The sequence below is a fragment of the candidate division KSB1 bacterium genome, from assembly GCA_024655945.1.
Classification (GTDB): domain Bacteria; phylum Zhuqueibacterota; class Zhuqueibacteria; order JANLFK01; family Oleimicrobiaceae; genus Oleimicrobium.
Genome location: JANLFK010000001.1, coordinates 535,559 through 551,329, shown reverse-complemented (window position 1 = coordinate 551,329; position 15,771 = coordinate 535,559). Strand labels below are relative to the sequence as shown.

General features: G+C 63.6%; 9 protein-coding genes. All 9 read left to right on the top strand.

The genetic code is table 11. The annotated features are described in order from the left end of the window. The first annotated feature begins 223 nt into the window (after positions 1-223). The 9 genes from NUW13_02260 (at position 224) to NUW13_02220 (ending at position 15,218) form a co-directional block, all read left to right on the top strand. Positions 224-6,595 carry a carboxypeptidase regulatory-like domain-containing protein gene (locus NUW13_02260; GenBank protein ID MCR4437853.1) on the top strand — a complete coding sequence of 2,124 codons (6,372 nt, stop codon included), beginning with the start codon at positions 224-226 and terminating at the stop codon, positions 6,593-6,595. A 107-nt stretch (positions 6,596-6,702) separates the two neighbouring features. After that, positions 6,703-7,608, top strand: coding sequence for a hypothetical protein (locus NUW13_02255; GenBank protein MCR4437852.1), 906 nt, complete (start codon positions 6,703-6,705; stop codon positions 7,606-7,608). 152 nt (positions 7,609-7,760) lie between these two features. After that, the gene (locus NUW13_02250) at positions 7,761-9,083 is read left to right on the top strand and encodes a hypothetical protein (protein ID MCR4437851.1); all 1,323 of its coding nucleotides are present in this window, start codon (positions 7,761-7,763) and stop codon (positions 9,081-9,083) included. A 12-nt stretch (positions 9,084-9,095) separates the two neighbouring features. Next, complete coding sequence (locus NUW13_02245) at positions 9,096-9,995, top strand: hypothetical protein (GenBank protein MCR4437850.1); 900 nt, start codon at positions 9,096-9,098, stop codon at positions 9,993-9,995. 157 nt (positions 9,996-10,152) lie between these two features. Then, positions 10,153-11,124, top strand: a complete 972-nt coding sequence (locus NUW13_02240) for a hypothetical protein (protein MCR4437849.1) — start codon at positions 10,153-10,155, stop codon at positions 11,122-11,124. 655 nt (positions 11,125-11,779) lie between these two features. Then, entirely contained in the window at positions 11,780-12,376 is a 597-nt protein-coding gene (locus NUW13_02235; protein ID MCR4437848.1) for a hypothetical protein, read from the top strand. 746 nt (positions 12,377-13,122) lie between these two features. Further along, a complete protein-coding gene (locus NUW13_02230) occupies positions 13,123-13,302 on the top strand; it encodes a hypothetical protein (GenBank protein MCR4437847.1) in 180 nt (59 codons plus the stop codon). Positions 13,303-14,397: 1,095 nt separating this feature from the next. Beyond that, complete coding sequence (locus tag NUW13_02225) at positions 14,398-14,820, top strand: hypothetical protein (GenBank protein MCR4437846.1); 423 nt, start codon at positions 14,398-14,400, stop codon at positions 14,818-14,820. Positions 14,821-14,888: 68 nt separating this feature from the next. Then, entirely contained in the window at positions 14,889-15,218 is a 330-nt protein-coding gene (locus NUW13_02220) for a hypothetical protein (GenBank protein ID MCR4437845.1), read from the top strand. Positions 15,219-15,771: the final 553 nt, after the last annotated feature.

Sequence of the window (15,771 nt, the reverse complement as noted above, 5' to 3'; positions counted from 1 at the left end):
CGCGAACCGAGGGTTGGGCAGGAAGACCGTTGCGCAAGCGCTGGTTCGGCATCTTCGTCTTTTCTGCGGTTCTGCTATTGGGCACTGCGGGCCGGGCGGTCGACCCCGTGTCGATTGTGCAGTACCCGCTCATGAATCGCCCGGCATTCGTGCTGCCGGGGGGCAGTTCACCATTCTCTGCAAAGTCCCCAGCTCCACAGGGAGCTGGCAGGCCTCGCTTTCCATGCCCTATGCCGACGTGCCGCTGCAGCTGACGGTGGGTGGCTATGCCGATGGGGTGCGAACGCTCACCGCTGCCGTGCCACCCTCTGCTCCCTTTGAGCTCTATGACCTCCGCCTCACAGGCAGCGGCGGGGTGAGCGATGTGCTGAGGCATTGCGTGCGCGTCATTCCAGCCTATCGCGATACCTTCACCTTTGTGCACCTGCCGGATTGCCATCTCCCATCGGTGGCCTGGATCGGTTTCTACGACGACCGCAATACTGTGCCGGAGCTGAGCCAGATACTCCAGGAGCTCGCCTATCTCAACCCAGAGTTCGTGCTTCAGACCGGGGACCTGGTCGATGACGGCCAGATCGGCGAGCACTACCGCATCGCGCAATCGCTCCTGGAGCAGAGCCAGGTGCCGTTCTTCCTTACTGGCGGCAATCACGACCTGTGGTACGACGGGCACGAGCTTTGGCGCCGCTATTTCGGCGCTGCCATGGACTACACCTTCCTGTACGGCGGCATGCGCTTCGTGGGGCTGGAGATGTACGACATCCCAAGCCCTACCTTTCCCGCCTCGCAGATGAAGTGGCTGCGCGATGTGCTGGACGAGTCGATCAGCGCCAGGGAGGGCGCACGCATCATTTTCACCCATTATGACCAGTCTGGTCAGCTCACGAGCGACTTTCTCGACCAGTACCTGGTCGATGCCGTCATCTACGGCCACACGCACGTTAACAACGTCAGGACCGTGGGCACGCGCCAGAGCCTCATGCTCAACACCTCCTTCACCATGAACGACAATGGGGAGTATCGGCTGCTCAAGGTGCGCGATGGGAGGATCGTCGACTTCCCGGTGCTCAAGTGTGGGCGTCTGTGGGTCAACACCTATCCTGCGCAGGACGGCAGCTCGTGGAAGGCCGGGGCGCTCATCCGCAACGACAACGACGTCGACCTTGACGGTGTGCTCGTCAAGCTCCATGTCCGACGGGATGCCGCTCCGTTTGCCGTGGCCGGTGGCGCGGTGCTGCAGGCCATTGACCATGGCAGTAACCAGCGGGTCTACTACGTGCGCGCCGATGTGGCCCGCCGCAGCCAGACCGCGGTGACAGTGACTGGCCAAAGCACTGGCAACGAGCCGCCGACAATCACTTCCTACACGCCGCGCTTCGATACCACGGTGGTGGCCGGGCAGACGGTGCCGCTGCGGGTGCAGGTAGAGGATGAAGCCCCCGCGTCGCTTTCTTTCACGTGGCGGACCAACGGGACGGTGGTCCCCGGCCAGCAAGGGGCCTCGTTCAACTTTGCGGCACCCTTAGACTTTGCTGGCACAGTAGAGGTTGAGCTCGAAGTCAGCGACGGCACCCTGCGCGACACGCACTCCTGGCGGCTCTATGTGGAGCCGGCGGTGGCCCGCCCCATGCTGCTCACCTCTACGCGGAACTTTTTTCCCTATGACCGGGAGGTGGTACTTAGGTGGCAGGAGCCCTTTCCTGGTCAGGCGGTCTTTGAGTATGGGCGGTCGCCTGGCGCTTACACAGGCTCGATCGCCGAACAGGGTAGCAACAATCAGGTCCATTTTGTGCCCCGTGAGGTGGGCATGGGGCTGGGAGTCTATTTCTGCCGCATCCGCCTGGACGCGCTGGCCAGTGACGAGTTTACTCTGGTGGTCGAGGCGCCGAGCGCCCCGCGGATGATTTCGCCCCTCGGTCCAGTACGAACTCTTTCCCCTACGTTCCAGTGGGAACCGGTGGAGGGTGTCCCCTACTACCTGGTCATCATGACCGATCAGAAGATCAGCATTGTCCAGGATCCGGTGACGGGCGACTATTCCATTGAGGGGGCGAATCCCCTTTGGGCCGTGTTGACCTCCGAGCATGGGGTCCCGTACGGCGTGCCCGATCCCAGCGGCACTTTCACCTCCGCTCCGGCACCCCTTGCCCCAGCAGGTGAGTACTGGTGGGTGGTGCTCAACTGCTACGGCCCAACGCCGGAGCTGAGCTCCACCGCGCAGTCAGGAGTCGGTTCATTTCGCGTGGACCTGCCGTTGCCAAACATGCGGGCGCCTGCTCTGCTATCTCCGGCGGACAATGCCTCCCTGTCCGGACCGTCCATTTTGTTCCGGTGGGAGGCAGTGCGCAATGCCGTCGTTTACCACTTCTATCCGTTCAAGATCGAGGTGGAAGCGGGCGTGCAGGTGGTTCGACCGATTTGGGAGTCGGTGATCGCGACCACCAACACGGCGCTGGACCTTCCGGCTGCTCGTCTCCTGGTCAAGGGAGACTACCTGTGGAAAGTGGCCGCGGTGGCGACCAATGGTGTGGAAGTGCCCAGTCTGCCGCGCGCCTTCCGCTATGATGCGCCAGCTGCCACCGTGAACCTAAGGACGCTGGATAACCGCGGCACTGAGGCTTCGGATGATGATATCCCCCTGCCGCGCACGACGGTCACCTATGATGCTTTGGTCGGCGTGGACTTGGGTCTGCCCCTGGCCACCGACACGGAGGGGCGACGCAATGGGGTGTTGTTCGCGCCGGGAGTGTATCTGCTGCGCGCGCAGCGCGAAGGGTATGCCCCGCTCCGCGACACGCTGGTTGTGGCCACTGGGAAGGTGTACGACGTGGCGTTGCGCCTCCAGCCCGACCCAGCAGCAGTGCGTGGGGATGTGCGGGATCAAACTGGGCAGGCGGTCGCCGCCGCGACGGTGCGCGCCGTGCACAGTCTGCGCACCGACCTGGTGCGCGAGGGCGCGACCAATCAGTTAGGGCAATTCAGCCTCGCCCTTCCGCCCGGCTCCTGGCGGGTGTCGGCGACGAAGAGTGGCTTCCGGGCCAGCGCCGAGGTGGCCGTCGAAGTCAAGGCAGGTGAGGCGGAGGAGTTGCCCGCACCTTTGGTGGTCACGCGCAACCGGAACGCACTCACCGGGGCGGTGGTGAACGATGCAGGGGTGCCCGTCTACGGCGCCACTGTGGTGGCGACTTCGGGCAGCGAAAGGCTGCAGGCAGCCACCGACGCCTCCGGCCGCTTCTGCTTCTCGCTCTTCGATGGCTCCTGGGTCCTGCAGGCCAGCAAGGCTGGATTTGTTTCCTCGGCACAACGGGGCGTGTCGGTTGCGGGTGGAACGTCGTACCAGATCAGTCCACCGCTCGCCATTATGCCGATGGCTGCGCTAGTGGCTGGCGTGGTCACCGATGGGCTGGCCCCTTTGGCCCAGGCCGAGATCCGCGCCATACCGCTGGCGGGTCAGATACAGTCGGGTACAAGCGACGGGTATGGCCGCTTCTCGCTCAGCTTGAGCGCCGGCACCTACACCCTCGAGGCCCGCAAGAGCGGCTTCACCTCAGCGGGCTCACAGGTCATCAGCTTGGCGCCCGGCGAGACGGTCAGCGGCATCGAATTGCTCTTGCTACCCAATGCCGGGAGCATCAGCGGCACCGTTACCACGGACGGTGTGGTTCCCCTGGTCAATGGCACAGTCAGTGCGGGCGGGCAAAGCGCCGCCACCGATGCCGGCGGCCGTTACCTGCTGTCGGTCCCTCCAGGCGTTTACGCAGTAATGGCCAAGAAGGAAGGTTACTTGGACCCGGCCCCGGTGGAGGTGACCGTTGGCGCCGGCCAGAGCGTGCAAGGGGTGAACTTTCTCCTGCCTCCCCATGCCAGCGTCATCAAAGGTAGAGTCCTATATGGCTCCGGCGTGGCTGGCGCCGTGGTGCGAGCCATCGGCCCAGGCCAGAAGAGCACCATGAGCGACGACAACGGCAACTACTCCTTGGGAGTGGAGCCAGGGGTCTGGACACTGACGGCGCAGAAGGCCGGTTTCTCGTCGGAGACGGTCACTGTAGAAGTTGGTCAGGCGCAAGTGCTCGAGGGGCAAAACATACGCCTCAGCCGTTCGGTGGCCACGCTGCAAGGGGCAGTGCTGGATGCCGGTACCGGGAGCCCAATTCCGTCCGCCTCCCTCGTGGTCGACCCAGGCGGTCTGAGCACCACATCGCGGCAGGACGGGAGCTTCAAGATAGAACTGGACCCGCAGCCAAGTGGCGTCACGGTCACCGCTACCAAACCTGGCTATGCGCCGCTAGCCCGTCAGACTGGCCCGCTCCAGGCCGGAAACACCGCGACCCTTGAGCTGGCTCTCACGCCGCTGAGCACTCGCCTTGCAGGCACGATTTTTGACGAATTCGGGGCCCGGGTGTCCGCTGCGCGCGTGCTGGCGGTTGCCGGCCCGGACACATTTGCCACCACCAGCTCGCAGTCCGGCACCTATGTGCTGCCTGTTTCGCACAGCGGCGGGACCTTTGCTGTTTTCGCGCGGAAGCCGGGTTACGTCTGGGATGCACCCCCGGTGACGGTCACATTGAGAGCCGGTGAGGAGCGGACGGTCGATTTGGCTATCCGCACCCACTTTGCTGGCCTGCGGGGTCGGACGCTGAGCGCCCGCGAAGGCGCCCCTGTCTCTGCTGCGGCCATACGCCTGCAACGTGGTGCAGAGACGATTGCTTCGACGGTGTCCGATCAGGTCGGCGAGTTCCAGTTTGTTGACGACAAGGGTCGCCCGTTCCTCACCGAAGGGACCTATGACTTGTGGGCAGGAAAGCAGGGGTTCGCTGACACGGTCGTGACGGGTGTGGCACTGCGCGGAGGGAGCACCGCCTCCTTGGACCTGCCCCTCAGGCGCCACGAGGCCTGGCTGGAGGGCGTGGTGAGCGACGGGAACGCACCTCTTTCGGATGCTTTGGTAATCGCGGAAAAGAGCGACGGAACCTCCCGCTTCACCGCGGTGAGTCGCAGCAATGGCGCATTCAGGATCGCCCCTATTGCGCCGGGAGAGTATCGGCTCAGCGCGCAGTTGACTGGCTACACCTGGGCCAGGGACACGGTGGTCAGCGCGCCCCAGGGCAATATCGCCTTGCGGCTCACGGCCAACGCAGGCCGCATCTGGGGGACGGTCATCGATGTGGAAACCAACCAGGGGTTACCTGGGGCGAGCATATTCGTCGGGGACGGACATGGCAACGAAGCGCGTACCTCCTCGCAAAGCGATGGGCAGTACGAGTTGCAGGCACTCCCTGTTTTCTATCCTTATCAGCTCACGGTGAGCAAGAGCGGCTATCGCAGCGTAGTCCGGACCGTGTCGGCCACCAAAGGCGACACCACCGACTTTCGGCTGGCCCGCGTCTACGGCGCCATCGGCGGGAAGGTGACGCTCAAGTCCGGGGAGCCTGTCCAGAGGGCCATCGTCCAGGCGCAGGCTGGAGCCACCGCCTTCAAGGACACCACCGACGCTACAGGGCGCTATGGGTTCGCGCGCCTGACGGCAAACGCCTATCAGGTCTCGGTGACCAAGGCAGGCCACTTGAGCACGCCGCGCACACGCACGGTGAGCCTGTACAACGGCGGCGACAGCCTGAACGTGAACTTTGTACTGGACAGGGTGGGCGTGGCCAGCGTCGCCATTTCCGGGCCTGTGGTGGTCACCAACGACGGAACTGCAAGTTTCTCATTCAGCGCCACCACTTCTGACGGCCGAGAGGTGCCGATTGAGGCCCAGTGGTCAGTGGATCATCCAGCGGCGGTGGAGGCGCTCTCCGAGAACGGCAGACTTACCCCGAAGCGCGACTACATCGGCCCGCTCTGCCTTATGCTGCGCGATGCGTTCTCTGGAGTCGCGGACTCGTTGTTGCTCCAGGTCGTGGCGACAGTCAATCCGAACGGTGCGGCGAGGGTGCTCACGGACTATCGAGGGGCGACATTCTCGCTGCCGGCGGCTTGTGTCGCAAGCCCGTTGAGCCTGGGCTTAAGTTACCCGAACCTGCCGGACGTCAAGAAGAGGGTCCCGGGCTACCAGATCGCCGGGCGGACCTACGCGCTGCGACCCGGGGGTATCACCTTGCGGAAGCCGATGGTTGTCACTCTCCCCGTGCCAGATTCCAGTGCCGCCGGGTGCGCCCTCTTCGCATGGAATCCCTCCCGATTGGCGTGGGAGGAGCTGCCGTCCGTCGCTGTGTCCGGCGGCTTACAGGCGGAGGTGAGCGTGCTCGGCCAGTGGGCGGTGATGCAACCGTCGCTCCCTTTGGGCATCCGTGAATTCAAGGCCGAGCCGACACCTTTTTCGCCTTTCGTGGCTCCCCTGCAGATATCGTTCCGGCCGACCTCGCAGAGTTCCTCCGTAGTGTTTGTGACCATAAAGGTCTACAACATGACCGGTGAGCTGGCGCGCAGACTCACTGAGGCCGCTGTGCCCCAAGGGCAGAGGTTCAGCGTGACCTGGGACGGCAGGACGGACGGTGGAGCAATGGCGCTGAATGGCAGGTACTTGCTGCACATCGAGGTGAAGGACGGTGAGGGGAGTAAGAAGATGCTCACGCCGGTGGTGTTAGTGAAATGAGACCCATGGTGCGCGCTGCACGGAGGTGGCAAGCCACCTGCACACCGCTGATGCCTGGGCAGCCAGCAAGCTGCGCTGCACTGCGCCCGCGGAGAAGCGGCCGTTGGATGGTGGTTGCGGCAATGGCGTTAGTCGCCTCGGGTGTGGCCCGAGCCGACATCCCGGCCGCGTTCGCGGATGTGGGGTACGGTGCGCGTCCCATGGGGATGGGCGGCGCCTATGTCGCCTTGGCCAGCGACCCCTACGCACTGTTCTGGAACCCAGCCTGCCTGACCGCAGTCCAGGGTTGGCAGGTCAGCACCATGTATGCGCGGCAATTCGGCCTTGTGCCTTATGCCATCGCCGCTGCTGCCAAGGGGGCTGGCCACGGCACCGGGGTGGGCGCAGGCTTCCTGACCTCGGGCGACGAGATGCTCCGCGAGTCGGCCGTGTACCTCAGCTATGCCCGCCGCCTGGACTTCATGGGCAAAGCAGGGGCTGCGCTCTCTGCCGGCCTCACGGCGAAGGTGCGCTGGTCGAGCTTTGGCAACAATGCCGGCGGGGGAGAGCAGCGTATTCAGGGTACGGCAGCCGGCTACGGGCTCGACTTTGGGCTCCGCTGGAAGCCGGCCGGTCGCTGGGCCGTAGGGCTGTTGCTCCGTGATTTCCTGAACAGTCTGCACTACGAAAATGAGACGCGCCGCACTTCCTACGGGGAGGCAGTCCCGGCGGCCTTGATTGTGGGTGCCGCCTTCCTGGCCAGGCCCAATGTGGTGCTGGCACTTGATGTGGACAAGTCCTTTTACGCTGACCTGAAGGACCGGATCAGTGTGGGCGGGGAATGGCTCCTTTTCAGGATGCTCTACCTGCGCGCTGGTTGGTCGCAGAACTTGGACCCGGTAACCAACGGCAAGGCAAACTGCGGATTCGGCATCCAGTTCTTCTGGGAAAGTTTCGGCGCCAGGTTCGATTTTGCCTATCAACTCCACTTTCTGGCGCCCACGCCCAGGGTTTCGGTCTCACTGTGGTTCTGAAAATGAAGCCGCGCCCCAACATCGCTTTCCTCGCGCTTTTCCTGAGCTCGGTTGCACTGGCCCAAAGCGACCGCCCGATCACCGAACTGGTTGGTCAGCACCTTCGGGTAGACGTTTCCTTGTCAGGCGCGTTTCTGGGTCTCGGGGGAAGTATGGCCCCGCTCGGTGGCCCCGCTGCCAGCCGCGTCGATGCCAGTTGCATCGGCTGGAATCCCGCCGGCCTTTCTGCCCTCAATCGCAGGAGCGTGGTGCTTGACTGGGTGCCTGGGCTGGTGCAGAACGCGCAATCTCTGCTCGATCTCTCCGGCACGTTGAACGAACAGCTGGACGCGGTTATCGACGACTACGGCGCACCTTCCGCAGCGGTCCACTACCCAGAGCTGGCAGCCAATGTGGGATTTCATCCTTTGGTGAGCGGTTTTGCCGTCGGCCTGCCTTTCCAGGTGAGCGGGAGGAAGGTAGGAGTAGGGCTGGGTTATCGCCAACCATTTGCCATGAGCGGTGCCCTTCTGGGCAGCGGGTTTGAAGTAGCGCTCGACAGCGAACAGGAAGTGCAAGGGGAGAGGCGGCGCATTCGCATGCGCACCTGGCTGGACGTCAATGCGGACCTGGAAATCAAGGCTCACGAACTTTACGTGGGCCTGGGCGCCCAGCTTGGGCGCGCCACCAGCATCGGCGTGGCGCTCAGGCGGCTTGTGCTCCGCGGCAGGTGCAATGCCTACGCGGCAGTTGAAGGGATTGTGGAGATGTCGGGAGGCGAGTACGCCTTCAATGACCCTTACGATCCGCGCATCGACTTTGCCAGGGGGGAGCAGAACAGGCTGCACCAGTCGTTCTTTGCAGAATATGCCGGCGAGGCTTGGGGCGTGCGTCTTGGGGTACTGCACCGGCTGGGGGAGCATCTGCACGTGGGAGCTGCCGCAAGCCTGCCAGCGCGGCTGCGCCTGGGCGGGCGAGATTCCACCGTCAACAATCGCATCCCCTTCATCCGCGTGGAAGAAGGGGCAGGCGGAGATGTCGAGGACCTCATCGACGCCACGAAGATCGATTTGGCGAAGTTGACGCTGACTGAGCGCCTGGCCAGCCACAATGTCTTCATGCCAGAGTTGCGCCTGCCCGGCTCTCTGCAGCTCGGCATATTGTGGGAGTCGGCAACGGTGGCTCTCTCTGCCCACCTTGCCTTGTATGCTGGCCAGTTCAGCCTGGCACTGCAACGGCGCGAAGCGCGCGGGCTGCGCCTGCGCTACGGCGGCGGCCTGGGCCTTGATCTTCGTTACTTCTTCGTGGGGTTGAGCAGCGATCTTGGCGACGAGGTGAGGCCCCGAGGCAACGGGGGAACGCCTCTCCGCAACGTTCCCCTGCCCAGGATCAACCTTGGCGGCCGCGTGCCAATGGCCTCTGGCCTATGGCTCACGGGATTGGTAGGCGTGGAGCCTACCCCGCTGCTGCGACTGAGCGCTCAGTACGAGTTTTGAGGGAAATGAGCCATGCGACGAGGGGTGATGGCCGCAATGCTCGCAGTCCTCCTGTCCTTGGCGTCTGGGGCAGAGGGGCAGCAGGTGCAGGGGGTGCGTGGCGCCTACGCGCTCTCTTCTGCTCCGCCACCCGGGGGCAGGGTCGGTGACACTCTGTCGGTCTTTCGCGCCACCGGGCGAGAGTTGGTGCTTGTGGGGAGGGCTGTAATCGATGAAGTCCCACGTGGGTCTGCCATCTGCCGGGTGGTCAGCGAGATCGCCCCACAGAAAGTCCAAGTTGGCGACTGGCTGGTGGCACCGGACGGGCGAGTACCGCTGGCAAGCCCGATACGGGCCGATGAGCGCGCAAAGGCGCAGGTGGTGGCAGTGCGAGGCGGGCAGTTGGCCATCGCCGGCGCATGTGCCCCGCGTGCCCCCGGCGATACCGTGGCAATCGAGCGGCAAGGCGAGGGCGGCACGCACCCTAGCGGCGCGGCGCGGCTCCTGCAGGTAGAGCCAAGCTGTGCAACAGCAGCCATCGTGGGCGAAAGCCCCAATGAGCCGATCCGACCAGGGGACATAGTTTCCTTAACTGCGCCCAGGATTCAGGAAACTGCAGCAGGTGGTCTTTCCGGCCCAGTTCCGCAGGTGGCCAAGACCCGCGGGAAATATGTCTTTGTGACTGGCCTGCCCGAAGCTTGGCGTCCTGGCATGACCCTGCAGGTGGTACGGGCGCAGGGGGGAAGCACGAGAGTCGTTGCCACGGTGAGGCTTTCAGAGCGGAGAGAGGAGCGCGGCATCGCGGTGCTGGTGAGGACTGAGCCAGGAGAAGAGCCGCGCGTGGGAGACCTGCTGGCTTTGCCGATGCCGGCGCAAGCCTCCCACGAGAACCTCGATAGCTACTTCTTTGGCACCTTTCGCCCGTGGCGCTGAGGGGATTATTCGATGGAAAGAAGCGACGGGAAGGTCAGCCTGGTTGGTAGCTCACTACCACGACCCGGCTATCGCGAGCCAGGCCCGGGCCTAAGTAGGAAAAGTCCCCTGGGGCGAGACAAGCTCTCGGCCTGGGTGTGGGTAGAGCCAGGGAGGTATGATGCAGAAGGACTTTCACTACTATGCGGTGATGGTGCTGGCGCACCTTGCCGGCTTCTCTCCGGCCGAGGCCCGGGTGATCGCCTACAGCTCGCAGTTCGTGGATGATTCTAGCGACAGCGGTCAGGTAAAGGTAGGGGATTACTATTTCGACACTGTGCGCACCGCGCATCTTGGCCTGCAGTTCTTTACCTGGAACGTGCACAAGAAGATCTACTTTCCCTTTCATTTTGTCCCCTCCCTGCGTTGGGATGGGCAGTACTCGCCCTATGCAACCACTGCGGACTGTACCTTGAGCCGGCTACCTGTTGAACGGGCCCTCGCCGAACGGGGTGAGCTGAGGCTTTACCAGCTTGGTGTGGCACTGCACGCCTACGCCGACACCTGGGCCCACGAAGGTTTCTCCGGGCGCCGCCACCTGGAAAACGACGTGCGCGCCCTGCGCCGCTTCGTCGATGGTGAATGGCGCCGCTGCCGACGTGCCTGGGATGTGGTGCTGGACCTGTTCCGGGCCAGGGTTGGCCACTTGCAGGCCTATGCTTATCCTGACCTCCCTTACGAGCGCTGGCGGTACGTCGACTTCCGGGGGCGCACTTTCGAACGGGATAACCCTGCGCGCTTCTGCCATGCGGCGCGGGCAGTGTTCGACTGGCTGTGTGCCGCGCGCGGCACCCGCAGGGTGAGTGGCAAATGGGCCAGCCTCGAAAAGCAGCTCCGCGCGCTTTTTGCTCTCGTGCCGGCAGGCGGACGCCACACCCTTGCCGAGCGCTGCGCTGCCTGGGTGGAGACCTTCCCCGAGGCATTTGCCGACAACGCCCTGGGCCCACATTACGATCCCCACCAATGGCGGTACGAAGCCCTGCGCATTGCCGGCAGCGGAGACCTCCAAAGCTTCCTCCGCACCGACTTGGTGCGCTTCCAGCGGGCCGCGCTGCGGCAGCGCTTCCTGGTGCTGGAGAGGATGATGTGACCCTGGGGTCGTTCGAAGCGCTGTCCCCACGCGGCTGAATAGTGTTGCCCAAAGGGGCATCCCCTTGCGGCTAATGAGGGCAGGGTGGCCCTGTGGCGCGGTTGCTCTTGCGGCCAGAGCTCGGGCCAGGGAGCGACCAGCCGTCTCATCCCTCGGCGGGCAGTGCTTAACCATGCTCCCCTGAGCGCTCCCTTGGGCGGGAAAATGACTCTTCACTCGGCACGCCTGGCTGCGGCTGCACCCCCTTCCACTCGATGCGCGAGCACCTCCCGGAGGTTGGCCTCCTCAAGAAAAGTATTGACAGGAGCTCATTTTTTTTACATTTATCACGCTTGCGAACCGAGGTTGGATCAGGCAGACTGATGGCTTTCTCGGGCCGATGGCCGACTACCTTAGCCACGGCCGGGGGCCAGCAGACGTGTGTCGGCGGAAGCGTTTGGATGCGGGAGAGGAAAGGGAGGCCACAATGGAGGCGCTCCTCTCATCGTCCGGCAACCAACGACGCGGCCCCTGCTCAACCCTGCGCAAATGGTGGCGGAGCAAAACTGCCGGGACGGGGAGAATTGGCCCTTTCGGGTCCGCATCCTCCTTTCTCCCAGGCGGGGCTTCTTGCCAGGGCCCCCAAATCCGCTCTGCGCACAAGACGAGCACTGCTGTGGTGCCGGCCCCGATCCTTGTGGTGCTCTTGGCCTCGTTTTACCTCGCCTACTTGCCCTCGCTGAGCGTGGCCCAGCAAGGCTCCTTTCGCATCCCTCCGGGTTGGTTGCACTTGTCAGCAGAACGCGTGGTGCTCTCGTGTTGGCCTGGACAGGTGCTGGTGGAGGGCTTGTATGTTTTCCAGAACCTGCGCAGGGCAACTGTGGCCGCAACGGTGTGCTTTCCTGTGGCCGTGGACGAAGAGCAGGCATTTCCCTATGAGTGTGAGGTAGAGGGGCACGAGTTCTGGACGAGTGTGAGCGACACGGCTATCTTTTGGGCAATGCAGGTGAGGCCTGCTGGTGCGGAGACGGTGAGGGTGAGGTACCTGCAGGAAATGCGCGGCAAGAAGGTACGCTACATTTTGCGCACCACTCAGGCCTGGCCGGTGCCTGTGGGAGAGGCAGAGTTCGTGGTGGTGCTGCCGGCCAGCTGGCAAGGGGTGGAGTTGTCCCCGCGGCCTGATTCTACATGGCTGGAAGGAGAAAGACGCTTCCACCGGGTGAGAAGGAAAGAGCTGTGCACGGATGTTGACCTGGTGATTCGCTGGCAATAGAGGCCCGGGCCGGCCGAAGGAACCTTTATGGGGGAAAGGAATGAGGGCCTGCAAAGGCCCGGGAGGTGGGTTATGCGCAGATCAGTGTCGCTATTGCTGGTGGCTGGGCTCCTGCTTGCCCTTGATGGCCTGTTTGCGGGCAAAGGAGTCCTGGGGAGCCCGATAATCGTGTACATGATGTCAGCGGAGTAGACCGGCAACAAATACTACAATGTGGACAGCTTCTTTCCAGGGGTAATGCCCCTTTGGGCGCCCCCAGGGGGCTGGTGGTACGAGATACGGGTGGAATGGTGGTCGTATCACGGGTGCCCACCCACGGATCTTTACTGCGATGGCGAGGTCGCCGTTGAGGGCGTGCTCCCTTATGAGTGGCAATCATATTACGATCCGGTCTCTGGCCCGAGCTGTGATGGGAACTACCGCGCCTTCGACCTGGTCCAGGCTGGTTATCACTGCTATTGGGCTTTCGGAGCTTTGAACGAAGCGTGCCTTGAAGTTCCGTAGTCTTGACCGGTTCTGGCCGACCCAGCCTCTCCGCCACCAACCGGAGGAGTGAAAGATGATGACGAGACGACGCCTGATTGTTACTTTTGCCGTGGGCATCGGGGTGATCAGCGCCCCGTGGGCCCAGGCCGGCGATGACTGCTGGACCGCTGACGGTCCTCAGGTATGCACGGTGTACAGGATCGCAGAGTCCGGTACGCCCGGAAGTCGTCCTCCTGCATACGGGGAAGGGAGGGTTGCACGTGAGTTCCGATACGGGCTACACGTGGGACCGGGTGCTGGAATACCCTTGGGTCGGGAGCGGTGCCTCAGGGTTCGATCTTGGAGACGTGGTAGTCTCCTCGCACGTGAAGAATCCCATCTACTATGGCGTTTGGGGCCGATTGTTCAAGAGCTCGGATGGGGGCGTACCTGGGGGCTGATGGCCTGGTTTGCAGGGATGGTTCCCACCGTGCTGCTGGTGGAGCCGAAGCGCGCGGGAGGGCTGCTGGTGGGAAACGACTCCCCAGCTGGCGTGATGTATTCCCAGGACAGCGGAAACAGCTGGGGACCCGCGAACGCCGGCCTCCGGTCCGGAAATGTGCTTGACCGCCAATGGGACGCGACTGGCGATACCCTATTTGCTTCAACGCGCGACGGAGTGTACACAAGAGCCTGGCTCGGCGGGGCAGGAACGGGCAGCTGGCGGGACATCAGCCAGAACTTAGCCGGCCAAGCGGTTGTCGCCGTGCTCCCCCCGCTCGCGGGGGAGAAGGAGATGGTGCTGGGGGGGCTTGCTGGTGTCTATGTCGGTGACGGCATGAGTGCCTGGCGGGAAATCTTCAGCCCCGCCTCCCGGGGTGGTCGACTGTGGCTAAGGGCGTTGGCCCGAGGAACACCCCCTGCCAAGAGCTTGTATGTTGGCACCACCGTGGGGCTCTATTTCTCACCGGATGGCGGGCGCTCATGGGAGGAGCGCAACTTTGGCCTGGGCAACACGGCGGTTCTTTCCATCCTGCCGCTGGACTCGGCACGTCTCCTCCTGGGCACCTGTGATGGTCTGTATGCAACCTACGACGGGGGGAGCGTTGCGTCCCGATGCTATCTACTGTCTGCGATACCACCACCACGCCATCCCGAGTGTGGACAGCCGCAGATCACGGAGGTCTTTACTACAGCGACGACTGTGGAAACACCTGGGTCGATGCGCAAGCCGACAACGGTATGCTCGAGGTTCGGGGGCTTTCAATCGCTCCTACACTCCCTTCGACAATGTACGCGACGGTGGTCCGCAGCGCAGGCCCACCGCGTTACTACGCGGATGCTGTTATCGTTAGCATGGATGGTGGCCACAGCTGGCGTGCAGTGGGCGCGCCATTGGCGGGCCTCTTTCCCCTCGCGATAGACGTTGACCCCAGCAGCCCTGCAGTGGTATATTGCGGCACAATGGGCGGCGGCCTGTTCAAGAGTGTTGACTGGGGTGAGACCTGGCAACCAAGGAGCAGCGGTCTGCCACCAGGAAGCGTGGACTTGTCGCCGTGGACCCTTCTCGGCCGGAGATTGTCTATGCGGGCGTCCGCTCCGGTTCCGTGGCCCAGCCACATGGTCTCTACAGGTCAGAGGACACAGGCGAGCACTGGGTGTTCGCCTTTTCGGGAGTTTCGGAGGGTGAATGGCACCTGGGAGAGGACCTGGCCATCAATCCGGTAAATTCTCGTACCTTGTTGGTTGCATTGGGGTACAAGGGCGGTGTCTACAAATCACACGACCGTGGGCCTTCGTGGTATTCGGCAAACACGGGTATCGGGCTGGAGGGTGGGCAGTATGTCTTCTCGGCTGCCATCGACCCGGCAGATACCGACATTGTTTACGCGGCGGGTACCGAGGTCTACGTCAGCTACGACGCAGGCGCTACCTGGCAAGAAATGGGCGAAGGACTGCCGGCGCACTTGGCCTGGTAAACAAGATTCGCGTCGACCCCAAGGACCCGAGCTACATCTACGCGGCAACCGAGGGGAGTGGGGTACTGGTGTACCACCGCGCCCAGTCCCGGGTGCACCGCGACCGACCTGGGGTGCCGGCAAGCTTCTATCTGGCGCAGAACTTTCCCAATCCGTTCAATGCCTCGACGCTGCTTCGTTTCGGTGTGGCGCGAAGCGGCGAGGTGGTGCGTGAGGTCTACGATGTGGTGGGGCGGCGTGTGCGCCTGTTGGCAGATGAGCAGCGGGCACCCGGACACTACTCGGTGGTGGGGGATGGACGCGATCAGGGCGGCGCTCGCGTTCCCGCCGGCGTCTACTTCTGTCGCATGCACGCCGGTGGGTTTGCGGACGTAATGAAGATGACGCTGGTGTATTGAGTAGCCGTTACTCGGCTGTGGTTGATTTCAGGGCAGTGCGGTGGCTGGCAAGACCTGCCCCGCCAGCTGGTGGAACGCCAGCAACCGGCAGCGGCTCCGGCGGCAGGTCAACCGAGGACAGAGCAGACGCGCTCCCTAATACCTCGGTGGGTGCGGCGCGCGGGGCGTCCTTCCCGTCACGAGTCACGACCGTTGCCTTTGATGGCTGGCCAATTGCCCCCCGTCCGCCCTTCGGCAGGAGCACCGCAGAGGATGGTGATGGAGGAGGTAGTGCCGCAGCTCCGCCGCCGGGCCTTCTTTGGTAGGCGCTCTGTTCTCCACAAAATGCCCCATCTTTCCACTTGATTTTTCCCTCCTTTTTGCGTATACTCGGCAGGTCGCACGAGGACCGGTTCCCGATCCCGGTGCTTGTGCTCGTTGGCGGGGATGGCCGCGCCCGCTGGGGAGGGCCGAAAAGCGCCGAGGCTCGCGCCCATCCGTCGTAGGGCCCAGCGCTTGCCGAGTCACTCGATCGCAGCCTTGCCTCTACCACGGCGCGGGTGAAACTTCTCGC

What these genes read in the sequence shown, in the direction of transcription:
- NUW13_02260 (MCR4437853.1), top strand. Translation starts at nt 224, where the DNA reads ATGCCCTATGCCGACGTGCCGCTGCAGCTGACGGTGGGTGGCTATGCC.
- NUW13_02255 (MCR4437852.1), top strand. Translation starts at nt 6,703, where the DNA reads ATGGTGGTTGCGGCAATGGCGTTAGTCGCCTCGGGTGTGGCCCGAGCC.
- NUW13_02250 (MCR4437851.1), top strand. Translation starts at nt 7,761, where the DNA reads ATGGCCCCGCTCGGTGGCCCCGCTGCCAGCCGCGTCGATGCCAGTTGC.
- NUW13_02245 (MCR4437850.1), top strand. Translation starts at nt 9,096, where the DNA reads ATGCGACGAGGGGTGATGGCCGCAATGCTCGCAGTCCTCCTGTCCTTG.
- NUW13_02240 (MCR4437849.1), top strand. Translation starts at nt 10,153, where the DNA reads ATGATGCAGAAGGACTTTCACTACTATGCGGTGATGGTGCTGGCGCAC.